We start from the raw sequence: 26690 nt of genomic DNA on the forward strand, positions 1-26690 counted from the left end.
TGAAAGGAACAATATGGCTCGCTCCGATGTCCTGGTCTCCGCAGACTGGGTCGAAGAGAACCTCAACGCCCCCGGCGTCGTCATCGTCGAGGTCGACGAGGACACCTCCGCCTATGAAACGGGCCACATCGAGGGCGCCGTCCGGCTCGACTGGAAGAAGGACCTGCAGGACCAGGTTCGCCGTGACTTCGTGAACCGGGAGCAGTTCTCCGATCTGCTGTCCGCCCGCGGTATCGGCAACGACGACACCGTGGTCCTGTACGGCGGCAACAACAACTGGTTCGCCGCCTACGCCTACTGGTACTTCAAGCTGTACGGCCACCAGAACGTCAAGCTGCTCGACGGCGGCCGCAAGAAGTGGGAGCTCGACGGGCGCCCGCTGTCCAAGGACGCCGTGAGCCGGCCGGCCACCGCCTACAAGGCGGCCGAGCAGGACCTGTCCATCCGGGCCTTCCGCGACGAGGTCATCGCCGCCATCGGCAGCAAGAACCTGGTCGACGTGCGTTCGCCCGACGAGTTCTCCGGCAAGATCCTGGCTCCCGCGCACCTGCCGCAGGAGCAGAGCCAGCGTCCCGGCCACATCCCGAGCGCGATCAACGTGCCGTGGAGCAAGGCCGCGAACGAGGACGGTACCTTCAAGTCGGATGCGGAGCTGGCGGAGATCTACGCCGAGGCCGGTCTGGACGGCCAGAAGCAGACCATCGCCTACTGCCGCATCGGTGAGCGCTCCTCGCACACCTGGTTCGTGCTGCAGGAGCTGTTGGGCCACGAGAACGTCAAGAACTACGACGGGAGCTGGACCGAGTACGGCTCCCTCGTCGGTGCACCGATCGAGTTGGGAGCGTAATAGACATGTGTGCTGCACCTACCCAGGGCCAGACCCTGCCCGCGAATGTCGATACCGAGAAGGAGACGGTCATCACCGGCCGTGTCCTGGACGCCGACGGCAACCCGGTCGGCGGTGCGTTCGTCCGTCTGCTGGATTCCGGTGACGAGTTCACCGCGGAGGTCGTCGCCTCCGGCACCGGTGATTTCCGTTTCTTCGCCGCCCCCGGCAGCTGGACCCTCCGGGCCCTGTCGTCGTCCGGCAACGGCACGGCGCAGGTGAAGCCCGAGGGCGCCGGCATCCACAACGTGGACATCACCGTCGCCAAGTAGGTCGCCGCTTACCATTCGGCAACCGTGTGCACGGCCCCGGGATATTTTCCCGGGGCCGTTCGCATGTCCCCGGCACGGCGGAGCTAAACTGCTCTGCGTGGTCCTTGCCTTCGAGATTCTGCTGGTCCTCGTTTCCGTGCTCATCGCATGGTTCGGTCTGTACGTCCTCTACCGGCTGTTCACCGAGTCGTGAGCGACTCGGCGCACGAGCACGTCGAGCAGGTAGCGACGAACGGGACGGCGCCGAAACAGTCGGCCGACGACACGGGCCGCACCGATGATGCGGCTCAGCGCGGCGCTGACGACACCGCCCGCCATCGTGGCGACGATGCGGCCCGCCGCAGTGCTGACGATGCGGCCCGCCGCAGTGCTGACGATGCGGCCCGCCGCAGTGCTGACGATGCGGCCCGCCGCAGTGGCGACGATGCCGTGGCTGTTGCTGCCGATCGTGCCAAATCCACCGGGAGCCGCAACATTCCGCAGCTCCCGGATCTCCCGCTGCCCGACGATACGGCGAATCTGCGGCAGGGTCCGGATCTGAGTTCCGCCATGCTGGCGCTGCTGCCTCTGGTCGGCGTGTGGCGCGGTGAGGGTGAGGGCAACGATCCCGAGCGCGGCGACTACCACTTCGGTCAGCAGATCATCGTCTCGCACGACGGCGGCGATTATCTGACCTGGAATTCCCGCTCCTGGGTGATCGACACCGACGGCAACTACGCCGGGCCCGATCTGCGCGAGAGCGGTTTCTGGCGGGTCGGGATCGACGGCGACGACGAGGTGATCGAGCTGCTGCTCACGCACAGTTCCGGCATCGTCGAGCTGTTCTACGGCCAGGCTCTCACGCAATCGTCCTGGGAGCTGGCCACCGATGTGGTGATCCGCAGCCAGTCCGGCGCGGTGGTCGGCGGGGCCAAGCGCCTCTACGGCATCGTGGAGGGCGGCGACCTCGGTTACGTCGAGGAGCGCGTGGTCGCCGACGGCGCCCTCGAACCCCGGCTCTCCGCACGCCTCCAGCGCTACATCGGCTGAGCGGCAACAAGTCCCGACACGAATCCGGCATCTCGCACCGAGGCCGGATCTCTCGTCACCGGCAGGCCCTCCGACACCCGCCCGCGGGAGCTCTCTCCCCCGGCGGGCCGCGAGCGATCTCCGAGAGTTGTTCGCCACCAAGCTGATCCGGATATGGAACGACCCCCGAGCCATATCGCGGAGGCGAACCTCTCACGATCCCGATCGGACCGATCGGGGACTCGGGGGCCGGGTGACTGCCTTGGATTGGTTCGGCATTCGCGCGAACGGAACCCGTTTGCAGCGGTGATGCCTAGCCGGCAGTCACCTCACGCGTCCTAAGATTACTCATTCTTGGAACCACCTCCTTTCCCGTGTAAAGATCAAGGTAGTCCGCGCTCAACGGATCGGCAACGCATTTTCGCGCAGCGCGGAATCGCTGGTCAGGACGCTATCGCCGGACACCGGCCGGATCGTCACGGCACCGCCCGGCGCCACCTCGACCACGACATCGGCGCGATGATCCGGCGGCAGCCGGTGCGTGACCACCACGACCGTGCGGTCCGGATCCACCAGCCCACTGGTGTCGTCCAGCAACGCGCACAGCAGATCCGCACCCGCCCGCGCCTCCAGATGTTCGGTCGGCTCGTCCAGCAGCAGCACCCGGGCCGGTGAGACCAGCGCCCGCGCCAGCAGGATGCGTCGCCGCTGCCCGCCCGACACCGCCGCCGCGCCACCGACCAGGTCGGTGTCCACCCCGTCGGGCAGCCCGTCCAGCCAGGCGCCCGCCCCCACCGCCCGCAACGCGGCCTCGGCCGCCGCGGGCGACAGGTCCCCGCGCGCGACCCGGAGGTTCTCCAGCACCGTGGTGCCGAACAGATGCGCGTCCTCCGCGAAGAAGGTGATCCCCGGCCGCGGGGTACCGAACAGCCCGGCCCACGCCATCAGCAAGGTGGTCTTCCCGGCGCCGCTGGGACCCACCACCGCGATCCGCCGCCCGGCAGGCATCGGCGGTAAACCCTTGGGCGACAACGTATTCCGAACCGACTCCGCGGCAGTGATGCGACCGATCGCGGCCCGCCCGTGGGTGAGCGCCTGCGCGGCGGCGGGCAGCACCGCCACCGCCTCGAAGGCCGACAACGGCAGCAATACCAGCACGGCCAGCGCCATCGGCGTGATCCCGCCCGGCGGCGCCGGCTGCATCGGCCCGGCCGCTGCCCCGGAACCACTGCCGTACAACAGAATTCCGATCAGCAGGGCACCGAGCACACTGGCCCCGATCGACAACGGCAGGGCCGCCACCGCCCACGCGCTCCGCGAGGCGGCCCGATCCTCGGCGGCCACCGCGCGCGAACCGGCCTCGTCCGCAGCCCGCCGCGCCGCCTCGAGACGACCGGCGACCCGCAGTTCCGGTGCGTGGTCGAGCACGGTCACCGCCGCCGTCGTGAACGCGATCCGATCCGCCCGCACCGCGATTTCCGCCGCCCGAGCGGCCCGCGCCGACAACCAGGGCGCCACCACCCCGGCCACCGCCAGCGCGGCCGCGAGCACCCCCGCCGCACCCACCGAGATCGTCGCCAACGCCACCACCGACGCCACCGACAGCACCACCGCCACTGCGATCGGCACCACCGCGCGCACCACGACCGCACCGAGATCGTCGATGTCCCGGCCGATCCGGGTGAGCAGATCGCCGCGCCGCAACCGGGTCGGATCGTCCTCGGCCCGCTCGCGTCGCAGACTCCAGACATCCGCCGCCGCCAGCGCCGCGTAGACCCCGGCCCGCGCCTGCGTCATCGCCCGCAACGCCGCATCGTGCGTCGCCAACCGCTCCACATACCGGCACACCCCCCGCGAAATCCCCAGCGCCCGCACGATCACCACGGCCACGCTGAGCTCCAGCACGTGCGGCATCTCCCAGGCCCGTGCGATCAGCCAGGCCGCCAGCCCGGCCAGCCCCAGCCCGCTGCCCAGCGCCGACACGCCCCACCCCACCGACACCGCGACCCGCCACCACGGCAGCCCCGCCAACTCCCGCATCCGCCGAAAATCGTTCAGCACCGAACTCATCCGACCGCACCGCCTCCTGCGAATATCATCGAAAAGCCCCCGTCCCGCACGTTCATCCGACCGGCTCCAGATGGCTCATGTGCGCCAATGTTGGATCGGGATCGGTTCCGGGCGTGGCCGAGACCACGATCACCTCGTCGGCCACGGCCAGGACGGTGGGTCGGTGGCCGATCAGGATCACCGTGGCGCCGGAGCGGGCACGAGCGGTGAGGGCGGCCAGTACGCGGGCTTCGGCGGCCTCGTCCAGGTGTGCGGTGGGCTCGTCCAGCAGCAGGATCGGCCGCTCCACCAGCAGGGTTCGGGTCAGCGCCAGGCGCTGACGCTGCCCCAGGGACAGGCCGGCGCCGCCGGTACCCACCACGGTGTCCCAGCCGTCCGGCAGGTCTTCCAGCACGTCGTCGAAACCCGTTGCCGCGCAAGCATTGCGCAGAGCCTTCGGAGATGCCGCGCCGACCGGGCCGAGCAGGTCCAGGTTCTCGCGCAGTGAGCCGGGCAGCAGGGCGGGTCGTTGCGGGAGCCAGGCCACCCGGCTCCACCAGTCGTCCCGGTCGAGGTCGGTGACCGGGATCCCGGCGATCAGCACGTCGCCGTGTGCGGGCGCAATCAGGCCCAGGATTGCTTGCAGTGCAGTCGTTTTGCCGCAGCCGTTGGGGCCGGTGAGGACGGTCACGCTGCCGGGCCGCAGATGTGCCGAGAGGCTGGACGGGGCCAGGCCGTCGCGGGCGGGTACCGACAGGTCGCGGAGCTCGATGATCGGGTGCGGATCCGGGAGCCGGCGGGTGCCGGCCGGAATGCGGGCCGGGTCGTCCAGTAGCCGGAAAGCCTTGTCGGCGGCCGCCATTCCGTCCTGGGCGGCGTGGAAGCGCTCGCCGACGGCCCGGAGCGGCAGGTACACCTCCGGGGCGAGGATCAGGGCGAGCAGCCCGGCGTACAGGCCCATGTGGCCGAACACCAGGCGCATGCCGATCGAGACCGCCACCAGCGCGACGCAGAGGGTGGCCAGCAGTTCCAGCACCATCGACGACAGGAAGGCCACCCGCAGCGCCGCCATCGTGCGTTCGCGCAGCGTGACGCCCAGCGCGTGCACCCGGTGCCGCATCGTGGTGGCGGAAGTCGCTGCCGCGCTCGGATTCTCGCGGCCGAGCGCACGCAGGGTCGGCAGGCCCGCGAACAGGTCCAGCAGCTGATCCGACAGCCGGGTGGCCGCCGCCAACGTCGCGGCCGCGCGGCCCTGGGTCATCCGCCCGATCAGCACCATGAACACCGGGATCAGCGGCAGCGTGACCGCGATGATGCCGCCGGACACCGGGTCGTGCGCGGCCACCACCGCGAGCACGCACGGCGGCACCAGCACCGCGAGCAGCAGGGCCGGGAGATAGCCGCTGAAGTACGGCCGCAGGCCGGACAGCCCGTCGGCGACCACCACCGCCAATTCGGTACGGCGGGCTTCCAATTCGCGCGGCGGCAGTTCGGAGGCGGCCGCCAGCACCGCGGTTTCCAGCTCGGCGACGACCCGCGCGCCGGCGCGGTGCGCCAGCCGGGCCTGCCACCAGGTGGCGGCCACCCGGCACAGCACGGCGGTGGCGAAGACCGCGAGTGCGGTACTCCAGCCGGCGATGTCGCGGCGGGCCGGATCGGTGATCACCCCCGCCAGCACCCGGGCCAGGGCGAGCGCCGCCACCACGATCCCGGCCGTGGTCACCAGTGAGAGTGCCACGGCCACAACGAGATAGCGGCGAGCCGAGCGGGCATGTCGCCACAGTCGCGGATCCACCGGCGCGGCCATCGGACTACGCTCCGGCAGGCTTGGCGTGCCGCCCGTAGGCGACCGCCTCGAGCGGCAGGCCGGTCGGCGCCGGGATCTGCTCGACGGTGATGCGCTTGCGGAACACCCAGTACGTCCAGCCCTGATAGAGCAGCACCACCGGCGTCATCACCACGGCGACCCAGCTCATCACCACCAGCGTGTAGTGGGTGGAGGAGGCGGCGACGGTGGCGTGCCCGGCGACGGTGCGGCCGTCGACGGTCAGTCCGTAGGCGGGGTCGATCGTCGAGGGCAGCACATACGGGAACAGCGCGCCGAACAGCAACGTCACCGCCGCCGCGATGGTGAGCGCGGTGCCGGTGAACGCCCAGCCGTCGCGCCTGGCGAAGACCGCGGCGCCGGCGATCAGCAGTCCGGCCACCGCGACGCCCAGCGGCGCCCAGGTCCAGCCCTTGCCGTAGGACAGCTGCGTCCAGACCCCGAACACGGCCACCACGATCGCGGTCGGCAGCAGCAGCGTCCGCGCCACCCGATCGGCCGAATCACGGATCTCCCCACCGGTTTTCAGGCCGATGAAGACGGCGCCGTGCAGCGCGAACAGCAGCGCGGTGGTCAGCGCGCCGAGCAGGGCGTAGGGCGCCAGCAGATGCAGCAGGCCGCCCTCGACCTGCCGGTGCCCGTTCAGTCGCACGCCGTGCACGATGTTCGCGAAGGCCAGGCCCCAGGCGACGGCCGGTATCCACGACCCGAACCCGATCGCGGCGTCGCACCAGACCCGCCAGCGCGGATCGTCGATCTTGCCGCGATATTCGATCGCACAGGCCCGCACGATCAGCGCCACCAGGATCAGCAGCAGCGCCAGATAGAATCCGGAGAACAGGCTGGCGTACCACTCCGGGAAGGCCGCGAACATCGCGCCGCCGGCGGTCAGCAGCCACACCTCGTTGCCGTCCCAGACCGGGCCGATGGTGTTGAGCAGGGCGCGGCGCCGGGTGTCGTCGCCGCGGCCCAGCAACGGCATCAGCATGCCCACGCCGAAGTCGAAGCCCTCCAGCACGAAATAGCCGGTGAACAGCACCCCGATCAGCAAGAACCAGAATTCCGGCAGACTCATGGCAGGCTCCTCAGTAGGCGAACGAAAGCTTTTCCACAGCAACGGATTCCGCGTCCTCGGCGGATTCCGCGCCCGAAACGGCATGCGCGGGTTCCGGTCCGGCCCAGGCATAGCGGCGCATCAGGTAGAACCACACCACCGCCAGCGCGCCGTAGAGCAGGGTGAAGACGATCAGCGAGGTCAGCACCGTCCCGGCCGACAGCCCGGATACGCCCTGCTGCACCGTCATCCGGATGTGCGGGTCGCCGGTCGGATTGGGGGCGACCACCCACGGCTGCCGGCCCATCTCGGTGAACACCCAGCCGGCGCTGTTGGCCAGGAACGGCGTCACCACCGCGAACGCCCCCACCCAGGGCAGCCAGCGCTGCCGCGGCATCCGGCCGCGCCACATGGTCCAGAACGCCGCCAGCACCAGCAGGGCCGGGCCGGCCAGGAAGCCGATCATCGCCCGGAAGCTCCAATAGGTGACGAACAGGTTGGGCCGGTAGTCGCCGGGGCCGAACTTCTGGTTGTAGGCGGCCTGGAGATCCTTGACGCCCTCCAGTTTCACGCCGGAGAACTTGCTCTCGGCCAGATAGGGCAGCACATACGGCACCTCGATGAGGTGGGTGATGCTGTCGCAGTTGTTGTGGGTGCCGGTGGTGAGCACCGAGAAGTCCGGGTCGACCTGGGTGTGGCACAACGATTCCGCGGACGCCATCTTCATCGGCTGCTGCTGGAACATCAGTTTGCCCTGCATGTCGCCGGTGAAGAACAGCACGATCGCCGAGGCGACGACCACCCAGACACCCAGCCACGCGGCCGGTCGCCACATCGCGTTCGCGTCGGCGGCGCGACCGGCGTGGGCCTCGCGCACCAGCCACCAGGGCGCGATCGCGGCGACGAAGGCGCCCGCGACGATGTAGGCCCCGGCGATGATGTGCGGATAGGCCGCCAGCGTCGTCGGATTCGTCAGCACCTTCCCGATGCTGTGCAGTTCCGCGCGCCCGGTCTCGGGGTTGTACTCCGCACCGACCGGATGCTGCATGAACGAGTTGGCGGCGACGATGAAGTACGCGGAGGCGGCGGTGCCGATCGCCACCAGCCAGATGCAGGCCAGATGCACCGCCTTCGGCAGCCGGGTCCAGCCGAACAGCCACAACCCCAGGAAGGTGGACTCCAGGAAGAAGGCGACCAGCGCCTCCATCGCCAGCGGCGCGCCGAAGACGTCGCCCACGAAGCGCGAATATTCGCTCCAGGCCATCCCGAACTGGAATTCCTGCACGATGCCCGTCGCGACACCGATGGCGAAATTGATCAGGAACAGTTTCCCGAAGAATTTGGTCAGCCGCACCCAGGTGTCCCGGCCGGTCGCCACCCACACCGTCTCCATGACGGCGATCAGACCGGCCAGCCCGATCGTCAACGGCACGAAGATGAAGTGATAGACGGTGGTGATCCCGAACTGCCAGCGCGCGACATCGACGACATTCATGCGGCCTCCTGCCGTACTACGACGTGTCGTAGTAAAGGCTACGCGGGATCCGCGGCCGGGCAACGAGTCCTAGGTCACGACACTCCGGTACTTTTGCTGCGCGATAGCGATATTCGGGATCCGCGCCATACGGCGGGCATGCGGCCGGACCGCGGGACCGGTATGTGCCGCCGACGCCTACTTCCAGTCGGTAAGACTCCAGAGCCGGGAGATTCCGCGATCCACCAGTTCCGGGATCTCCGCGGCCCGCTCCGGCGCCGACATGCGCAATCCGTCCAGCGAGGCGACCCGGGCGGCGAGGGTGACACTGGACAGTAGCCAGACGCTGTCGGCGGTGATCAGATCGGCCACGAAGCACGGCTCGTACCGGCAGTCCCACCCGGCCTTGCCCGCCTCGGCGAACAGCGCCCGCTGGGTGATCCCGGGCAGCACGCCGTTGCGGACCGGCGGGGTGATCAGCTTCTCGTCGCGCTGGATGACCACAGTCGAGCGGGGCCCCTCGAGGACCCGATGTTCGGGGCTGGTGAAGATGACGTCGTCCGCGTGATTGCGCGCGGCGAAGCGCAGCGCGGCCATATTGGTCGCATAGGACAGCGTCTTGGCGCCGAGCAACAGCCAGGGTGCGGTGGGTGCGAGTTCGATCGAGGTGCCGCGCGCCAGGGTGATCACCGAAATCCCTTCGGCGCGAGCCTTGTTCACGCGTTCGGGCACGGGCACCACGAGGACGAAGGAGGTGCCGCCGGGGCCGCCGTACGACGTCGGCGGCTCGGTGTCGCGCCCGCGGGTGAACACCATGCGCAGCGTGCCCTCCTGCTCGGTGCCCCACTCCTTCGCCGCCAGCTCGACCGCGCGGCGCCAGCGCCCCAGATCGGGTTCCGGTAGGTCCAGCGCCTCCGCGGACCGGCGCAACCGGGCCAGATGTAGTTCCAGCGCGCAGGCCTTGCCGTCCCGGAGCAGCACGGTCTCGAAGATGCCGTCACCACGCAGCAGCCCGATGTCGTCCGCGTAGAGCAACGGCTCGTCCAGGTCCCGGATCGCGCCATCGAGAGTCACCAGAACTCGATCCACCATGCGGGCAGCCTAGGCCAACAGGGCGTTCCACGAAGGGCTACCGAACCCTCGGTACACAATTCGGCCATCTAAACAAACCCTGTGTCACTAAATGTGCCACGGCAACCCCGAACGTCGAACGGGTGCGGCCGGAGGTGGCCCACCCCGACCGCGCCGGTTTCCCATACAGTGGTTGCTGTGACCGAGGTTCTTCCGTCCAGCCCGCTGCTGCAGGAGCGGGGAGCCGTCGCCGGTCCGCCCGGCTCCCCCGACGCGGCCGTGGCCTGGCATTACGGCGACCCGTTCGGTGAACAGCGGGCCGCCGCGCAGCGGGTGGCCGTGGTGGACCGATCGCATCGGTTCGTCATGACCCTGACCGGCCGGGAGCGGTTGTCCTGGCTGCACACCATCTCCAGTCAGGCCGTGGCCGATCTGGCCGACGGCCGGTCGGCCGAGAATCTCGACCTCGACCTCAACGGCCGGGTGCTGCACCACTTCGTCCTCACCGACCTCGACGCCACGGTGTGGATCGACACCGAGGGCGAGCGCGGGCCCGCCCTGCTGGACTACCTGAGCAAGATGGTTTTCTGGGCCGACGTGCAGCCACAGGCGGCGCCCGGGTACGCGGTGCTGAGCCTGCTGGGCCCCCGGGTCACCACCCTCACCGCCGCGCTCGGGGTCGAGGCGCTGCCGGAGGTCTACGCCGCGGTGCGACTGGGCGACCGCGACGGCTTCCTGCGCCGGATGCCCTGGCCCACCGAGGATTCGTACGACCTGATCGTCCCGCGCGCCGAACTCGCCGACTGGTGGGCGCGGCTGACCGCGGCGGGCGCGGAACCGGCCGGGCTGTGGACCTACGAGGCGCTGCGGGTGGCGGCGCTGCGGCCACGCATCGGGATCGACACCGACGACCGGACCATTCCGCACGAGGTGCGCTGGATCGGCGACATCGCCGAACAGGGCGCGGTCCACCTGAACAAGGGCTGCTACCGCGGCCAGGAGACGGTGGCCCGGGTGCAGAACCTCGGCAAACCACCGCGGCACCTGGTGCTGTTGCATCTGGACGGCTCCGCCGACGCCCGCCCTGCCGTCGGCGACCCGGTCACCGCAGCCGGCCGCACCGTGGGCCGGCTGGGCACCGTGATCGACCACCACGAGCTGGGCCCGATCGCGCTGGCCCTGATCAAGCGCACCGTCCCCGCCGACACGAAGCTGGACGCCGGGCCGATGGCGGCGGCCATCGATCCGGATTCGGTGCCGTCGGACGACGAGCCGCAGGCCGGCCGCCTGGCCGTGGAGAGGCTGCGCGGCCGATGAGCGGCGCGGACGGCCGGGTGCTCGCGGTCTGCGTGGTGCACACCGACGTCGAACTGCCGCACAAGATCAGCCGGGTGGGTCGCACGGCGATCGACAAACGCCCCGTCACCGGCCGGATCCGGGCCGAGGCGCTCGGCCTCGACGGCGACCACGTCTGCGACACCAAGAATCACGGCGGGGCCGACCAGGCGGTGTACGCCTACGCCGAGGAGGACGCCGAGACCTGGAGCCGGGAGCTCGGCCGCCCGCTGCCTTCCGGCTGGTTCGGCGAGAATCTGCGCGTCACCGGCCTGCGGGTCAGCGATTCGGTGATCGGCGAGCGCTGGCTGATCGGCGAGGCCGTGTTCGAGGTGTCCGCCCCGCGGGTGCCGTGCTCGACCTTCCAGCACTGGAGCGGCGAGCAGCACTGGGTCAAGCGGTTCACCCTGCGCGCGAACACCGGCGCCTATCTCCGGGTGCTCACCCCGGGCACGGTCGGCGCCGGCGACGAGATCCGGGTGGATCACGTTCCGGCACACGGTGTCACGGTGCGCGACCTGTTCACCGGCGCGGATCCGGACCGGCTGACGCTGCTGCTGGCCGCGGAACCGACGGTGTCCGACGACGTCCGCATGCAGGTGGACCGGCATGCCCGCCGGGCCGGCGCGAAAACCCGCGCACAGCATTCGAATTCGACAGCCGAGCCGGCCCGGTCGGCGGAAGGGACAGCGTGAGCGTCGAACTGGTCGAGGTCGTCCGATCCGGCTTCCGGGAGTGCGTCCATCGGGGCTCGCTGGTGATCCTGGACCCGGACGGCGAGCCGGCCGTCACGCTCGGCGAGGTGCACCTGCCGATCTATCCCCGCTCCACCAACAAGCCGATGCAGGCGATCACCTTGCTGCGCAACGGATTCGACCCGGTCGACGAGGCCGAGCTGGCCGTCGCGGCGGCCTCCCACTACGGCGAGCCCGACCATCTCGCGCTGGTCCGGCGGTTGCTGGACCGCTACGGCCTGGCCGAGTCGCAGCTGGAATGCCCACCGGATCTGCCGCACGCCGAGCGGGCCCGGGCCGAGGTGCTGGCCGGACACGACCCGGCGGAAGCCGCTCGCAGCATCTACATGAACTGCTCCGGCAAACACGCCGCCATGCTCGCCACCTGCGTGATCAACGGCTGGCCGACCGCCGGTTATCCGGAGGTCGCCCACCCGTTGCAGCAGGCCGTACTCGCCACGGTCGCCGATCTGACCGGGGAACCCGAGACCGATCTCGGCATCGACGGGTGCGGCCTGCCCATCGTGCCGGTGTCGCTGACGAACCTGGCCCGCGCCTACGCCACGATCGCGACCGCCGCGCCCGGATCGCCGGAACGTCGTGTCGCGGACGCCATCCGCGCGCATCCGCGAGTGATTTCCGGCACGGACGGCCCGGACCTGCTGACCATGCGGGCAACTCCGGGGCTGCTGTGCAAGATCGGCGCCGACGGGGTACACGCCGGGTCGCTGCCGGACGGCCGGGCCTTCGCCTACAAGATCGATGACGGTCACGACCGGGCACGGATGCCGCTGACGCAGGCGATACTGCATCGGATGGGGATCGACTGGACCCCGGCGCACGCCGAACTGGCGGCCCCGCCGGTGCTCGGTGGCGGCGCCCGGGTGGGTATCGTGCGCGCGATTCCGGGTGTGCTGTAACCGAGTTTCTCTCTCGCGACAACCGGGCAAACTCCTCCGGTTCGGGCGTCTTCCGCCACTCCTGGAAGCGCGACCGCCGGACACACGCTAGAGTGTCTGTCAGGAAGAGTATTAATTCGAACGGGGCCGCCAACCACCCCAGGCCGCCCCGCAGTGACGCGAGGGGGTCAGCCATGGGCCGTGGCCGGGCTAAGGCAAAGCAGACCAAGGTCGCACGCGAGCTGAAGTACAGCTCGCCGTCGACCGACTTCGCGAGCCTTCAGCGCGAGCTGTCGGGACATTCCCACGACTTGCCGGGACATGTCCACGACTCGCAGCGCGGTGGTGTGCTTTCCGACGAGCACGACGCGGATGTTCCGCGGTCGCGCTGGGAGGAAGACGAGGACTACGACGACTGGCGCCGCTGACTCGGATTCGATGCGTCGAGGGGGAGGCCGCAGGGGCCTCCCCCTTCGCACGTCGATATGAGGTTCGCGTCAGGTCGAGTGGTCCCCCGCCACACCGGGCTTGCAACACACCGATGTCCCCGGCTCTTCCGGTCGAGGCATCGGTGTTCTCGAGTTATTCGGTTCGGTTTCCACGCAGGTGGGCACCGCACCACGAAAAACCCGCTTCCGGATTCACCGGAAGCGGGTTTTCGTTTTTCGGTCTGTGATCGACGGCGATGCGGATCGGCGGTACCCGATCAGAACCGGGGATGCTCGCCCAGCAGCTGCACCCGGTCGGCGTCGTGGTCCTTGGCCTTCTTCACCGTGCCCAGCGCCCAGCAGACGATGTGCCGCGCGGTGAGGATGGCCAGGGCCCGGTCGGCGTCCTCGGGGGCCACCACGGCCACCATGCCGACGCCCATGTTGAACGTCTTCTCCATCTCGGCCCGCTCGACCCGGCCGCGCTGCGCGATCAGCTTGAACACCGGCGCCGGATTCCAGGTGCCGCGGTCGAGTTCGGCGACCATGCCCGCGGGCAGCACCCGGGCCAGGTTGTTGGCCAGCCCGCCGCCGGTGACGTGCGCGAAGGTGCGCACCTCGGTCTCGGCGACCAGCGCCAGGCAGTCCTTGGCGTAGATGCGGGTGGGCTCCAGCAACTCCTCGCCGAGGGTGCGGCCGAACTCCTCGACGTGGCCGGTGAGCGACTGGTGGTCGATCTCCAGCAACACCTTGCGGGCCAGGCTGTAGCCGTTGGAGTGCAGGCCCGACGAGCCCATCGCGATGACCACGTCACCGGGACGCACCCGATCCGGGCCGAGCACGTCGTCGGCCTCCACCACGCCGACGCCGGTGGCCGAGATGTCGTAGTCGTCGTGGCCCATCAGGCCGGGATGCTCCGCCGTCTCGCCGCCCAGCAGCGCGCAGCCGGCCTTCACACAGCCCTCGGCGATGCCGGAGACGATGCTCGCCACCCGCTCGGGGACCACCTTGCCGACGGCGATGTAGTCCTGGAGGAACAACGGCTCGGCGCCGCACACCACCAGATCGTCGACCACCATGGCGACCAGATCGAGGCCGACGGTGTCGTGCTTGTCCAGCGCCTGCGCGATCGCGAGCTTGGTACCCACCCCGTCGGTGGAGGCCGCGATCAGCGGCTCACGGTAGCCGCCCTTGAGCGCGAACAGGCCGGCGAAACCACCGAGCCCGCCCTGCACCTCCGGTCGGCTCGCCTTCTTCGCCAGCGGCGCGAACAGCTCGACTGCGCGGTCGCCGGCCTCGATGTCGACGCCTGCCGCAGCGTAGGAGGCAGCACCGGCTCCACTCGGGGTCTGCTCAGTCATTGTCGGGGAAAGCTCCAAACCGAATCGGTGGATAGATGCCTGAACACGCTACCGGAGTCAGATAACGAGACCGCACCGGTCTCGAGTTCTCCGCTTGACAAATCCGCGCCCGAACGGCCTCTACGCGGTCACGGCCGGTTTCTCCCTGGCGCCCATTGACATACATACGGTATGTATGTAATTGTGGTGGGTGACCGATCCCCGATCATCGGAGGCCCGACATGGGTAACAGCACCGCTCTCGGCCCGCTCCACGATGTCGCTCTGCCCGGTGGGCGGATCCGCTACCACGACCTCGGCTCGGGCGAGCCGGTCGTCTTCGTCCACGGTCTGCTCGTCAACGCCGACCTCTGGCGCGGCGTCGCCCCGGCGGTGGCCGCCGCCGGCCACCGCTGCCTGGTGCCCGACTGGCCGCTGGGCTCGCATTCGGTCCCGGTTCCCGACGCCGACCTCTCCCCCACCGGCGTGGCCGATCTGATCGCCGACTTCCTGTCCGCCCTCGACCTGCGGGACGTCACGCTGGTGGCCAACGACACCGGCGGGGCGATCACGCAGATCCTGCTGACCCGCGACCGCAGCCGGATCGCCCGGGTGGTGCTCACCGACTGCGACGCCTACGACAAGTTCTTCCCGCAGCCGTTCACCGGGCTGCCGCGACTGGCCGCCGTGCCCGGGGCATTGCGAATCATGGTCGAGTCCATGCGGTTCCGGCCCGCGCAGCGGCTGCCGATCGCGTTCGGACTGGTCAGCAAGCGCCCAGTGCCGCCGGAGGTGGCCGATTCGTACCTGCTGCCCAGCCGCCGGTCCGCGGCGATACGGGCGGATCTGCGCCGCTTCCTGCGCGGGGTGCACAACCGGTACACGCTGGCGGCGGCCGAGCACTTCGCCGAGTTGGACCTGCCGGTGCTGCTGGCCTGGGCGCGCGAGGACAAGGTCTTCCGGCCGGCGTTCGCGCAACGGCTGGCCGCCGACCTGCCGCGGGCGGAATTGCGGTGGATCGACGACTCCTACACCTTCATCGCCGAAGACCGTCCCGAGTTGCTCGCCGAGTTGATCCTGGAGTTCACTCGGCAACATGCCGCGCCGTAGCCAGGAGGACCGATCCCGCACGACCCGGGCCGCGCTCGAGGACGCCGGTCGCCGGTTGTTCGCCGAGCGCGGCTATGCCGGGGTCTCGGCCGAGGAGATCGTCACCGCGGCCGGCGTCACCCGGGGTGCGCTGCACCACCACTACGGCGACAAGCGCGGACTGTTCGTGGAGGTGCTGGAGAAGTTGGAGGAGGAGAACACCGTCGCGATCGGGACCGCCATCGCCGCACTGCCCGATCCGGCCGACCTGGTCGCGGCGATGGCCGCGGGGTTGCGCACCTTCCTGGACCTCAGCGGGCAGCCGGAGACCGTCCGCATCGCGATGCAGGACGGCCCGACCGTGCTCGGCTGGCAGCACTGGCGCGAGATGGAGGCCCGGCACGGCCTCGGCATGATCACCGACGCCCTGCAACGAGCCGTCGACGCGGGCCTGGCCGTGCCGGTGCCGGTCCGGGTGCTGGCCCAGCTGATCCTCAGCGCGGTCACCGAGGCGGGGCTGATCGTGGCGCACGCCGAGGACCCGGACGCCGCACGGCTGGAAGCCGAACAATGTCTGCTGCTGCTCATCAGCGGCGTGCTGCGCACCGGGTGATCCGGCGGAACCAGTGCGACCGGAAGCCTCCCGCCCGATGCACCGGCGGCTCGGCGGCTCGGCGGCTCGGCGGCTCGGCGGCTCGGCGGCTCGGCGGCTCGGCGGCTCGGCGGCTCGGCGGCTCGGCGGCTCGGCGGCTCGGCGGCTCGGCGGCTCGGCGGCTCGGCGGCTCGGCGGCTCGGCGGCTCGGAACACAGTAGTCGGCTCTGGCGCAACCGGATTCGACAGCACGCTCACCTCCACCGGCTGCGGTGCTCCGACCGTCGGTTCACGCCGTTCTCGCACAACGTGATTCACAGACTCGGCTGCGCACCTGCTCGGCTCGGAGCCGATCGCCGATCCGGGTCTTCCACTGCCTGTTCACTCCGGTATCGAGCGAGTGGCGGCGCGGCGGCGGCGTTGTTCGACCGGGTCCGGGACGGGGACGGCGGCGACCAGGCGGCGGGTGTAGTCCTCGGCGGGGTGGCGGAGGATGGCGTCGGCGGAGCCCTGTTCGACGACGGAGCCGTTGCGCAGCACCATGATTCGTGCGGCGAGTTGATCGACCACGGCCAGGTCGTGGCTGATGAACAGGCAGGCCCAGCCGAATTCGCTTTGCAGGTCGGCGAACAGCTCCAGCACGGTGGCCTGGACCGAGACGTCGAGGGCGCTGGTGGGTTCGTCGGCGATGAGCAGGTCCGGGTTCAGCACCAGGGCGCGGGCGAGGCTGGCGCGCTGGCGCTGGCCGCCGGACAGTTCGTGCGGATAGCGGTGTTCGGTGCCGGCGGGCAGTTGTACCTGGTCCAGCAGTTGCCGCACCCGGCTGTACAGCGCCGGGCCGTTGGCGGACCGGTGCACCACCAGCGGCTCCGCGACGCAGCGGCCGACGGTCAGGCGGGGATTGAGCGAGGTGGCCGGATCCTGGAAGACGAAGCCCAGCCGCTTGCGCAGCGGCCGCAGGCGACGTTCCGAGAGGCCGGTGAGTTCGGTGCCGAGCATCCGGATCGAACCCGAGGTCGGTCGTTGCAGCGCTGCCACACAGCGGCCGATGGTGGTCTTGCCGGAGCCGGATTCGCCGACCAGACCGAGGGTTTCACCGCGCGCGAGGTGCAGCGAGACCCGGTCGACCGCGCGGAACGGGCGGCGGCCGAGCGGGCCCGGAAACTCCACCACGAGGTCCTCGACCGTCAGAACTGCGGCAGCCGGGCTCTGCGGTGAGAGTCGGTCAGCGGCAACAGCTCCAGCGGTAGTCGCTCCCGCGGCGGCGCCGGGTACGGCGGCAGCACCGGGCACGGCAGCGGCTCCGGCTGTGGCGGGCCCGGCGGCGGCTCTGGCAGCGGCTCCCCCGGCGGCAGCGGCTCCCCCGGCGGCAGCGGCTCCCCCGGCGGCAGCGGCTCCCCCGGCGGCAGCGGCTCCCCCGGCGGCAGCGGCTCCGGCGGCGGCAGCGGCTCCGGCGGCGGCAGCGGCTCCGGCGGCGGCAGCGGCTCCGGCGGCGGCAGCGGCTCCGGCGGTGGCAGCCTCGGTAGTGGCGGGTCCAGCAATGGCAGCCTCGGCGGCAGCGGCCCCGGCGCTGGCCGCCCCGGCGGTAGCGGTGGCGACCTCGGGGTCAGCGGCTTCGGCGGTAACAACCTCAGGGGCAACCGGTTCGGGAGTACCGGGTTCGGGGGTGCCGGTCTTCAGGCGCGGGACGGCGGCCAGTAGGTCGCGGGTGTACTGCGCCCGGGGGGTGGCGAAGAGGTCGTGCACGGTGGCGGTCTCGACGACCCGGCCGTGCCGCATCACCACTACGCGATCGGCCAGATCGGCGACCACGCCCATGTTGTGGGTGATGAGCACGATCGCCGCGCCGATCCGATCGCGCAGATCCCGGAGCAGTGCCAGGATCTCGGCCTGCACGGTGACATCGAGTGCGGTCGTCGGCTCGTCGGCCACGATCACCGACGGCTCGCAGGCGATCGCGATCGCGATCATCACCCGCTGCTTCTGTCCGCCGGAGAGTTGATGCGGATAGAAGTCGACCCGCTGCCCGGGATCGGGCAGGCCGACGGTGTGCAGCAATTCGATCGCGCGGGCCCGGGCCGCAGCACGGCTGGTACCGGTGTGGGCGCGGATCGCCTCCGCGATCTGGAAACCCACGGTGAACAGCGGATCCAGCGCCGCGCCCGGCTCCTGGAACACCATGGCGATCCGGCCGCCGCGCACCGCGGTCAGTTGTTTCTCGGTCATCGCGGTGATCGCCTCGGTGCCCAGCAGCACGGTGCCGTGCACCCGGGCGGTGTCCGGCAACAGCCCCAGCGCGGTGCGGGCACAGACCGACTTGCCGGAACCGGATTCGCCGACGATCGCCAGCACCTCACCCGGGAACACCTCGAACGACACTTCGGCGACCGCGGGCACGGCGCCGGCGTCGGTGGCGAACGAGACCGAGAGCGCAGTCACGGTCAGGGTCGGGTTCGGTTGCGGCTCAGCATGTTCCGTCGACATCTCGGTCATGGTCACGCCTCCCGGTCGGTGCCGGTCATTGTCGTGGTCGAATTCGATTGCGGCCCGGCATGTCCCGGCTGCGCTTCGGTCGTGACAGCGTCCTCACCGGCCGCCGCCACGACCGCGCCCGGGATACGGCGGGTGCGCAGCAGCGGATTGAGCACCTCGTTGAGACTCTCGCCGACCAGGGTCATCCCGAGCACCACCAGCACGATCGCGGCGCCCGGAAAGACGCCGGTCCACCAGATTCCGTTGGACACGTCCGACAGCGCCTTGTTCAGGTCGTAGCCCCATTCGGCCGCCTGGGTGGGCTCGATACCGAAGCCGAGGAAGCCCAGGCCCGCCAGCGTGAGGATGGCCTCGGCGCCGTTCAGCGTGATCAGTACCGGCAACGAGCCGGTGACATTGGCGAACACGTGCCGGAACAGGATGCGCGCGGTGGAGGCGCCGGTGACCCGGGCCGCGTCCACGAACGGCTCGTGCTTCACCGCCACCGTCGCATTGCGCACCACCCGGAAGTACTGCGGCACGAAGATCACGGTGATCGCCACCGCCGCCGACAGCACGCCACCGACACTGCTGGAATTGCCGCCCGCCACCACGATCGACACCACGATGGCCAGCAGCAGGGTCGGGAACGCGTACATGGCGTCGGTGATCAGCACCAGGATCCGGTCCGGCCAGCGGCCGATATATCCGGACACCAGCCCCAGCGGCACGCCGACGAACATCGACAGCACCAGCGAGACCGCGATCACCAGCAGCGCGGTGCGCGCACCGAAGATCACCCGCGACAGCACATCCTCCCCGCGCACCGAGGTGCCGAACCAGTGCTGTGCCGACGGCGCCTGCTGCCGCACGAAATCCACACCGCCGGAGGAACTCTGGGAGAAACCGTAGGGCGCGATCAGCGGTGCGAACAGCGCGAGCGCCACGAACAGCCCGACCAGGACCAGGCCGGCCACCAGCACCGCCCGCTGTGGCCCGCCGGTCAGCCGGACCAGCCGCAGCAGACCCGGCCCGCGGGCCGCCGTCACCGCGGGCTCGGTGACCACCTCCGGTGCCGTCATCAGAACCTCACCCTCGGGTCGATCAGCGCCACGATCACATCCACCACGAAGCTCATCACGGCCACCACCAGCGCGATGAACGCCACGATGCCCTGCACCGCGACGAAATCCCGGGCCTGGAGGTACTGGGCGAGCTGATAGCCGAGTCCCTTCCATTCGAAGGTGGTCTCGGTGAGCACGGCGCCGCCGAGCAGCATGGCGATGTACATACCCATCACCGTGACGACCGGGATGAGCGCGTTGCGGAAGGCGTGCCGCCCGGTGACCACTCGCCGGGACAGCCCGCGGGCCCGCGCGGCGTCGACGTAGTCCGTGCGCAGGGTCTGGATCAGATTGATCCGCACCAGCCGCAGGAACACCCCGCCGGTCAGCAGTCCCAGCGAAAGCGCGGGCAGCACAGTGTGTTCCAGCACGTTCAGCACATAGCCCGGATCGCCGTAGAGGATCGCGTCGATCAGCATGATGTTGGTCTTCGGCGAGACGTGTTCCAAGGCCAGTTCCACATCGGTGTCGGCCCGGCCGGCCACCGGCAGCCAGTGCAGCTTCACCGCGAACACCAGCTTCAGCAGCAGGCCGACGAAGAACACCGGCGCCGCGTAGACCAGGACCGCGAACAGCCGCAGGCCCAGATCGGCCGCCGAATCCCGGTGCGTGGCAGCGTATCTGCCCAGCGGGACGCCGATCGCGAATGCCACCACCAGAGCCCAGAACACCAGTTCCAGCGTGGCCGCGCCGTAGTCGACCACCACCTGGCCGATGGCCCGATTGTCCTGGGAGCGGCCGAAATCGCCGTGCAGCAGCCGGGTGAGGTAGTCCCCGTACTGGGTCAGGATGGGCCGGTCCAGGCCGGCGTCGTGCTTGCGGACCGCGATCTGGTCCGGTGGTAACCGGCCACCGAGCGCGGCGCTGATCGGATCGCCGATCACCCGCATCAGGAAGAATACGGCGGTCACCAGGATCCAGGCCGTGGGCACGATCAGCAGCAGCCGCACGGCCAGGTAGCGCAGCAGCATTCCGGACCGGGATCCGTTGCGCCCCTGGTCCGTTCGAGGCGGCGCCACGACCGGGTCGACCGGTCGCGGCGCGGTCACCTCGTCGGTCACTTGCTCAGGACGCCGTAACGGAACTTGGTGGACAGATCCAGCGTCTGCTCGGCGCCGGAGACGTTCTTGCCGACCACGGCGACGGCCTCACCGGACAGCAGCGGGACCGTCGACACGAAGTTCTGGGCGAGGTCGTGCTGCACCTGGGCGAGGATCGCCTTGCGCTTCTCGGGATCCGGCTGCGTCACCTCGGCGGTCAGCTGTGCGGTGATGCCGGGATCCTCGAAATGGTTCTTCAGGAAGTTGTTCGGCCCGAAGAACGGGGTGAGGTAGTCGTCCGGATCCGGATAGTCCGGGAACCAGCCCATCTGGAACACCGGGTAGCTGTCGCGCACCCGTTCCTTGTTGTAGGTGACCCATTCGGTGGATTGCAGATTCACCTTGAACAGCCCGGTGGCCTCCAGCTGGCTCTTGATCGCCGCGTACTCCTCGGAGGAGGAGCTGCCGTAGTGGTCCGGGTTGTACTGGAGGTTGATCTGCACCGGAGTCGGCGCCTTGGCGTCGGCCAGGAATTTCGCGGCCGCGTCCTTGTTCGGGGTGGCGCCGTAGATCTCCTTGAACGGCTCGGTCGCGCCCGCGAATCCCTGCGGCACCGGCGAATACACCGGCTTGAACAGGCCCTTGTACACGCCGGTCGCCAGCGCGTCCCGATCCACCGAGGAGGCGACGGCCTTGCGGACGGCCAGCTTCTGCTCCGGCGTGCCGCCGGGCATGGTGTTCAGGTTGAACACGATGTAGCGCAGTTCCCCGCCGGGACCGGTGAGCACCTTGACCTTGTCATCGCCGCGCAGCGAATCCAGATCGGTCGGGGTCAGGCTGCGGTAGGCGACGTCGATCGCGCCGTTCTGGATGTCCAGCTTCAGATTCGACGCCTCGGCATAGTATTTCGTCGACACGGTCGCGGTCTTCGGCGCGCCGAGCAGGCCGTTGTAATCCGAATTCGCCTGGTACTGCACCAGTTTGTTCTTATCGTAGCTGGTGATGACGTACTGGCCGGAGAACGGCTTCGCCTTCACGATGTCCTCGTCGGGCATCGTCTTGTCGGCCGGGAACACCTTCTCGTCCACGATCGGACCGGCCTGGGTCGGCAGGATCGCCGGGAAGGTCTGATCGTTGGCGACCTTGAGCGTGAACGACACGGTGTGGTCGTCGGGGGCATCGGTGTGATCGAGGTTGTCCAGCAACGAGGCCGGGCCGTTCGGGTCGTTGATCTTCACCATGCGGTCGAACGAGTATTTGACGCTGTGCGCGGTCAGCGGGTCACCGTTGGCGAACTTCAGCCCGGCCTTGATCGTGCAGGTGTAGACGGTGGGCTGCGCGAAGGCGCACGCCTGCGCCGCGTCGGGCTGCGGAACCGGTTGTCCCGGAGCAAAATTCAGCACGTGCTGGTAGATCTGGGTCTCCGGGACATAGGAGCCCTGGTCGTAGGCGGCGGCTGGATCCAGTGAGTAGATCTTGTCGGTGGTGCCGACCACCAGGCCACCGCCGGACGATCCCCCGCCGGTGCGGCCCGCGCCGCAGCCCGCGACCGCGAGCACAGCCAGGCCCGCCATCCCCAGTGCCGCAATACATTTCACTCGACCCGCTCGGATCGCCGACGGCCGTGTCGCCAAGGTCCGCATAACTGCCCCACTTTCGCTCGCGGCGCCCGAGACCGGATCACGGCTCGGAGCGACCGCGGTGACTTCGGTATGCGGGGACAGTACCGGCAACCCGTTGCAGATATGTTGCGTTTGGCAACAAACAGAATGCAATACCCGGAACAACGGTCGGCAGGGCGCCGCGACGCCCGGTGGACGCCGCGGCAGCGACCCTACGGACGGCTCAGCGCGCTGGCATTCGCGTTGTCGCTCAACAACTCCGACTTGCCGGCGAGCAGGCCCTCCAGCACGTTCTTCCCGATGGCCGCCTCGTGCGGCAGCGGGATCGGGTAGTCGCCGTCGAAGCAGGCGCAGCACAGTCGCGAGCGCGGCTGTTCGGTGGCCGCGACCATGCCCTCCAGCGAGATGTACCCGAGCGAGTCGGCGCCGATGGAGCGCCGCACGTTCTCCACCATGTCGTCCATCGACTCGGTGGCATCGCGGCCGGACCCGTTGGCGATCAGCTCCGCCCGGGAGGCGAAGTCGATGCCGTAGAAGCACGGCCACTTCACCGGCGGCGAGGCGATCCGGACATGGATCTCCAACGCCCCGGCCTCGCGCAGCATGCGGATCAGCGCGCGCTGGGTGTTGCCGCGCACGATCGAATCGTCCACGACGATGAGCCGCTTACCGCGGATCACCTCGCGCAGCGGATTCAGCTTGAGCCGGATACCGAGCTGGCGGATGGTCTGACTGGGCTGGATGAAGGTGCGGCCGACATAGGCGTTCTTCATCAGGCCCTGGCCGTACGGCACGCCCGAACCCTGCGCGTAGCCGACCGCCGCCGGGGTGCCCGATTCCGGCACCGGGATGACCAGATCGGCCTCGACCGGATGTTCCTTGGCCAGCCGCCGGCCGATGTCCACCCGGGTGGCGTGCACCGAACGACCGGCGATGGTGCTGTCCGGGCGGGCCAGATAGACGTATTCGAAGACGCAGCCCTTGGGCTCCGGGACCGCGAACCGCGACGAACGCACCCCGTCGGAGTCGATGGCCAGCAGTTCGCCCGGCTCGATCTCCCGGACGAAGGAGGCGCCGACGATATCCAGCGCGGCCGTTTCGCTGGCAACCACCCAGCCGCGGTCCAATCGGCCCAGACACAGCGGCCGCACCCCGTGCGGATCGCGCGCGGCGTACAGCGTGTGCTCGTCCATGAAGGTCAGGCAGAAGGCGCCGCGCAGGGTCGGCAGCAACTCCATGGCAGCCTGCTCGATGCTCTTGTCGGCGGCGGCGTGCGCCAGCAATGCCGTCATCACGTCCGAATCGGAGGTGGCGGCGACCGTGGCACCCAGCTTGCCGTTGATCAATCCCAGCTCGCGAGCACGGGCGCCCAGTTCGGCGGTGTTGACCAGATTGCCGTTGTGGCCCAGCGCCAGACCGGTGCCGACCGCGGTGGTGCGGAAGATCGGCTGCGCGTTCTCCCAGGTGGTCGAGCCGGTGGTGGAATAGCGGCAGTGACCGATGGCGACGTGGCCGGGCATCGCGGCCAGCGTCTGCTCGTCGAACACCTGGCTCACCAGGCCGAGATCCTTGAACACCAGCACCTGGGCGCCATCGGCGACCGCTATACCGGCCGCCTCCTGCCCGCGGTGCTGCAATGCGTACAGCCCGTAGTATGTGAGCTTTGCCACATCTTCACCCGGAGCCCAGACTCCGAACACGCCGCACTCCTCGCGCGGCTCGTTCTCGTCCTGAGTTGCGGCGGTGGCGATAGGTAGATCGGCGGTGTGGACCGAGGGGTCGGCAAAGGTCACCATTTGCTCCCTGTTCGGCGGGCGGGGGGCACTGATCATTCTACGGGTCACCGAATGGCAACCTCGTCGCGGGTTCACACCGGTGACGAGCTGTTTGCTGTTACGGTCCCAGCCGTGACCGCGCCCGATGCACCCTCCTCACGCCGTGTGCCGCTGCTGCGCAAGGCGATGCCGGTGATAGTTGTCACCCTGCTGGCCGCGCTGCTGAGCGTGATGTATCTGGACTATGTCGTCGACCCCGAGAAGAACCTGCACAACTTTCCGATGGCGCTGGTGAACCAGGACGTCGGCGACACCCTCGGCGCGCCCGGACAGCAGCGTCAGGTGAACTTCGGCGACCAGATCGCCGCCGGAGTGCGGCAGGCCGTGCCCGGCAACGAGATCGATCTGCGTGTGCTCGGCATCGACGAGGCGCAGCTCCAGATGCAGGACGGCAAGGTCTACGGCACCCTCGTCATCCCCGGCGACTTCAGCAAGCGGCTCGGCATCCTCGGCGCCGGCAGCGTCGTTCCGGGCGATATCGAGCGGCCGAGCCTGACCCTGCAGACCAATCCCCGCGCGGGCGTCTTCGCCACCTCCACCGTGCAACGCATCGGCGACCGGGTGTTCGCGCAGGTCGATGCGCTGGTCGGCAAGCAATTGACCGACCAGGTGAACACCCAGCTGGCCGCCGGCGGCACCGCCCCCGCACTGAGCGCCGCCACCCGCCTGACCCTGGCCCATCCGCTGCGCCTGGACGTCCAGCCGTTCCACCCGCTCGCTCCCGGCTCCGGTGAGGGCCTGACCGCGTTCTTCTACGCGCTGCTGCTGTTGCTGATCGGCGTGGTCGGCTCGATGATCGTGCACACCCTGGTCGACTCCGCCCTGGGCTTCGTCCCGACCGAATACGGCCCGTGGTTCGTCCACCTGCCCTGGACCCCGATCTCCCGGGTCCGGACACTGCTGCTGAAGTGGGCGATCTGGGCGGTGACCGCGGTGATCGTCGCGGCGGTGTTCCTCGGCATCGGCAAGGCCCTGGGCATGTCCATCGAACGCCCGCTGGCGCTGTACCTGTACAGCGTCTTCGCGATGATCGCGGTCGGCTGGACCGCGCTGTCGAATCTGGCCGCGATCGGCAGCGCCGGCCTGCTGGTGAACCTGATCCTGTTCGTCATCCTCGGCCTGCCCTCTTCCGGCGGCACCGTGCCGATCGAGGCCACCCCTCGCTACTTCGGCTGGCTGGCCACCTTCGAGCCGATGCACCAGGTGTTCCTGGCCGTCCGCTCGATCCTGTACTTCGACGCGAGCGGGCCCGCCGGACTCACCCGCGGCTTCTGGATGACCGTGGTCGGCCTCGCGATCGGCCTCGTCGTCGGCCTGGTGGTGACCCGCTTCTACGACCGCCGGGGCCTGCACCGCCGCCCGCTCGACACGGGCCGGCACGCCGCCGCCTGACCGATCACAACCGCACCACCGGCAGCCAGTGCGCGAGTTCGGCGGCCCGGAAGCCCGAGGCGCTGACCGCCCCCGAATCGACGGCCGCGTCGAAGGACACCAGCCCCGTCGCCAGCAGCAACCAGGTGCGCGGATCGGCCTCGAGCACATTCGGCGGGGTGCCGCGCGTGTGCCGCGGCCCCTCGATGCACTGCACCGCCACGAACGGCGGCACCCGCACCTCCACGGAGTGCCCCGGCGCCGCGGCCGCCAGACTGCGCGCCGTACCCCGCACCGCGGCCGCCAGTTCGGCGCGCGCCGGCGCGGGCTGCGACTCGTCACGCAACCACGCCGCCACCGCCGTCACCGCGGCCCGCACCTCGGCCGGATCCGCCGCCTGTCGTCCTGCCATCCCCCGAGCCTACGAAACCGGGCCGCGCCCAGGCATCGTCGGGCGATCGGCATTCCGTGCATGGGCCGCGGAAGCGGCGCGATCCGCGGCCGGTGGTGTCAGTCGACGCCGATGAGATGGCGGTTCAGGTCCGGTGGCCGGACCTCGAGCTCCGGGCTGGAGGTGGTGTAGTAGTTCATCGCCACCACGACCCGCTTGGCGCCGTCCGTGGTGAGGCGGCGGACGTAGTGACTGTGCCGGCGAGCGTCGAAGAGCACGAGATGACCCGCTCGAGGTTCCACGATGGAACAGTCGGCGTCGATCTCCGCCACCGAGCGGACATCGCCGCGGTTGGACACCGCGAGTTCCCCGCCGGCGCCGATGGGGTGGCTGGTGCAGTACAGCAGTGCCGCGATCGGATTGCTGTCGACGTGACATTCGTAGCGTTCGGTATCGCGCTGGACGTTGAGGACCATGCCGAACCGCGGATCGGACATGGACGAAACCTTCTCCGCCGAGATCGACTGCGCCATCTCGAGGAAGAGTCCGTCGTAGAGGTCGGCCAGCCACGGCAACCGGTTGCGCAGGGTGACGCCTTCGACGATTCCGCAGGGAATCTGCTCCGAGGTGGTCGCCTCCCGGGAGGTCGAATGACTGCTGACGAGCGTCAGTTCCACGACTTCCTCCTCCACGACTTGCATGATCTGAGCCTGCCAGTCGGGGGGCAGCAGCCTCGTCACGTCGAAGGTCGTCCACCGGAAAAAGTTCATCCACCGGCCT

23 protein-coding genes are annotated in these 26690 nt (G+C 69.6%); 10 read left to right on the forward strand and 13 right to left on the reverse strand.

What is annotated here, in order from left to right:
• Positions 1–13 precede the first annotated feature (13 nt).
• The 3 genes from LBW94_RS13415 to LBW94_RS13425 all read left to right on the forward strand — a co-directional run bounded on the left by LBW94_RS13415 (position 14) and on the right by LBW94_RS13425 (position 2187).
• Positions 14–847, forward strand: a complete 834-nt coding sequence (locus tag LBW94_RS13415; RefSeq protein ID WP_225054151.1) for a sulfurtransferase — start codon at positions 14–16, stop codon at positions 845–847.
• Between the two features lie 5 nt (positions 848–852).
• Positions 853–1158, forward strand: coding sequence for a DUF1416 domain-containing protein (locus LBW94_RS13420; RefSeq protein ID WP_225054150.1), 306 nt, complete (start codon positions 853–855; stop codon positions 1156–1158).
• Between the two features lie 429 nt (positions 1159–1587).
• On the forward strand, positions 1588–2187 hold the full coding sequence (locus LBW94_RS13425; RefSeq protein WP_225054443.1) for an FABP family protein: 600 nt from the start codon (positions 1588–1590) through the stop codon (positions 2185–2187).
• Between the two features lie 378 nt (positions 2188–2565).
• Here LBW94_RS13425 and LBW94_RS13430 read toward each other — a convergent pair whose 3' ends face one another.
• The 5 genes from LBW94_RS13430 to LBW94_RS13450 all read right to left on the reverse strand — a co-directional run bounded on the left by LBW94_RS13430 (position 2566) and on the right by LBW94_RS13450 (position 9660).
• A complete protein-coding gene (locus tag LBW94_RS13430) occupies positions 2566–4236 on the reverse strand; it encodes an ATP-binding cassette domain-containing protein (protein WP_225054148.1) in 1671 nt (556 codons plus the stop codon).
• A gap of 52 nt (positions 4237–4288) precedes the next feature.
• A complete protein-coding gene (gene cydD, locus LBW94_RS13435; protein ID WP_225054146.1) occupies positions 4289–6022 on the reverse strand; it encodes a thiol reductant ABC exporter subunit CydD in 1734 nt (577 codons plus the stop codon).
• A gap of 4 nt (positions 6023–6026) precedes the next feature.
• Positions 6027–7115 carry a cytochrome d ubiquinol oxidase subunit II gene (gene cydB / locus LBW94_RS13440; RefSeq protein WP_225054144.1) on the reverse strand — a complete coding sequence of 363 codons (1089 nt, stop codon included), beginning with the start codon at positions 7113–7115 and terminating at the stop codon, positions 6027–6029.
• A 10-nt stretch (positions 7116–7125) separates the two neighbouring features.
• A complete protein-coding gene (locus LBW94_RS13445) occupies positions 7126–8589 on the reverse strand; it encodes a cytochrome ubiquinol oxidase subunit I (RefSeq protein ID WP_225054143.1) in 1464 nt (487 codons plus the stop codon).
• Between the two features lie 177 nt (positions 8590–8766).
• On the reverse strand, positions 8767–9660 hold the full coding sequence (locus tag LBW94_RS13450; RefSeq protein ID WP_225054141.1) for an aminodeoxychorismate lyase: 894 nt from the start codon (positions 9658–9660) through the stop codon (positions 8767–8769).
• A gap of 177 nt (positions 9661–9837) precedes the next feature.
• Between LBW94_RS13450 and LBW94_RS13455 the strand changes: the two genes are divergently transcribed.
• The 4 genes from LBW94_RS13455 (at position 9838) to LBW94_RS13470 (ending at position 13035) form a co-directional block, all read left to right on the forward strand.
• Positions 9838–10956, forward strand: coding sequence for a YgfZ/GcvT domain-containing protein (locus LBW94_RS13455; RefSeq protein ID WP_225054140.1), 1119 nt, complete (start codon positions 9838–9840; stop codon positions 10954–10956).
• On the forward strand, positions 10953–11669 hold the full coding sequence (locus tag LBW94_RS13460) for an MOSC domain-containing protein (protein ID WP_225054138.1): 717 nt from the start codon (positions 10953–10955) through the stop codon (positions 11667–11669). The genes LBW94_RS13455 and LBW94_RS13460 overlap by 4 nt, the downstream gene beginning before the upstream one ends.
• On the forward strand, positions 11666–12628 hold the full coding sequence (locus LBW94_RS13465; protein WP_225054137.1) for an asparaginase: 963 nt from the start codon (positions 11666–11668) through the stop codon (positions 12626–12628). The genes LBW94_RS13460 and LBW94_RS13465 overlap by 4 nt, the downstream gene beginning before the upstream one ends.
• 173 nt (positions 12629–12801) lie before the next feature.
• Positions 12802–13035, forward strand: coding sequence for a DUF3073 domain-containing protein (locus LBW94_RS13470; RefSeq protein WP_225054135.1), 234 nt, complete (start codon positions 12802–12804; stop codon positions 13033–13035).
• Between the two features lie 278 nt (positions 13036–13313).
• On the opposite strand, the gene purM is transcribed toward LBW94_RS13470, so the two are convergent.
• On the reverse strand, positions 13314–14396 hold the full coding sequence (purM, locus tag LBW94_RS13475) for a phosphoribosylformylglycinamidine cyclo-ligase (RefSeq protein WP_225054133.1): 1083 nt from the start codon (positions 14394–14396) through the stop codon (positions 13314–13316).
• Between the two features lie 221 nt (positions 14397–14617).
• Between purM and LBW94_RS13480 the strand changes: the two genes are divergently transcribed.
• Positions 14618–15484, forward strand: a complete 867-nt coding sequence (locus LBW94_RS13480) for an alpha/beta fold hydrolase (RefSeq protein ID WP_225054132.1) — start codon at positions 14618–14620, stop codon at positions 15482–15484.
• Positions 15471–16076, forward strand: a complete 606-nt coding sequence (locus LBW94_RS13485; RefSeq protein WP_225054130.1) for a TetR/AcrR family transcriptional regulator — start codon at positions 15471–15473, stop codon at positions 16074–16076. The genes LBW94_RS13480 and LBW94_RS13485 overlap by 14 nt, the downstream gene beginning before the upstream one ends.
• A 360-nt stretch (positions 16077–16436) precedes the next feature.
• Here the strand turns inward: LBW94_RS13485 and LBW94_RS13490 are convergent, their stop codons facing one another.
• The 5 genes from LBW94_RS13490 to purF form a co-directional block, all read right to left on the reverse strand.
• Positions 16437–18539, reverse strand: a complete 2103-nt coding sequence (locus tag LBW94_RS13490) for a dipeptide ABC transporter ATP-binding protein (protein WP_225054441.1) — start codon at positions 18537–18539, stop codon at positions 16437–16439.
• A gap of 11 nt (positions 18540–18550) precedes the next feature.
• On the reverse strand, positions 18551–19609 hold the full coding sequence (locus tag LBW94_RS13495) for an ABC transporter permease (RefSeq protein WP_225054128.1): 1059 nt from the start codon (positions 19607–19609) through the stop codon (positions 18551–18553).
• Complete coding sequence (locus tag LBW94_RS13500; protein ID WP_225054439.1) at positions 19609–20622, reverse strand: ABC transporter permease; 1014 nt, start codon at positions 20620–20622, stop codon at positions 19609–19611. The genes LBW94_RS13495 and LBW94_RS13500 overlap by 1 nt, the downstream gene beginning before the upstream one ends.
• Positions 20623–20708: 86 nt before the next feature.
• The gene (locus tag LBW94_RS13505) at positions 20709–22265 is read right to left on the reverse strand and encodes an ABC transporter substrate-binding protein (RefSeq protein ID WP_225054127.1); all 1557 of its coding nucleotides are present in this window, start codon (positions 22263–22265) and stop codon (positions 20709–20711) included.
• A gap of 260 nt (positions 22266–22525) precedes the next feature.
• Positions 22526–24106 (reverse strand): amidophosphoribosyltransferase, encoded by a 1581-nt coding sequence (gene purF / locus LBW94_RS13510; RefSeq protein WP_225054437.1) that lies wholly within the window; start codon positions 24104–24106, stop codon positions 22526–22528.
• 114 nt (positions 24107–24220) lie between these two features.
• Between purF and LBW94_RS13515 the strand changes: the two genes are divergently transcribed.
• Complete coding sequence (locus tag LBW94_RS13515; RefSeq protein ID WP_225054125.1) at positions 24221–25540, forward strand: YhgE/Pip domain-containing protein; 1320 nt, start codon at positions 24221–24223, stop codon at positions 25538–25540.
• Positions 25541–25544: 4 nt separating this feature from the next.
• Here the strand turns inward: LBW94_RS13515 and LBW94_RS13520 are convergent, their stop codons facing one another.
• The gene (locus LBW94_RS13520) at positions 25545–25931 is read right to left on the reverse strand and encodes a sterol carrier family protein (RefSeq protein WP_225054123.1); all 387 of its coding nucleotides are present in this window, start codon (positions 25929–25931) and stop codon (positions 25545–25547) included.
• A gap of 98 nt (positions 25932–26029) precedes the next feature.
• The gene (locus tag LBW94_RS13525) at positions 26030–26680 is read right to left on the reverse strand and encodes a 2OG-Fe(II) oxygenase (protein ID WP_225054121.1); all 651 of its coding nucleotides are present in this window, start codon (positions 26678–26680) and stop codon (positions 26030–26032) included.
• Positions 26681–26690: the final 10 nt, after the last annotated feature.

It is taken from the genome of Nocardia sp. alder85J (assembly GCF_020176955.2).
Classification (GTDB): Bacteria; Actinomycetota; Actinomycetes; order Mycobacteriales; family Mycobacteriaceae; genus Nocardia.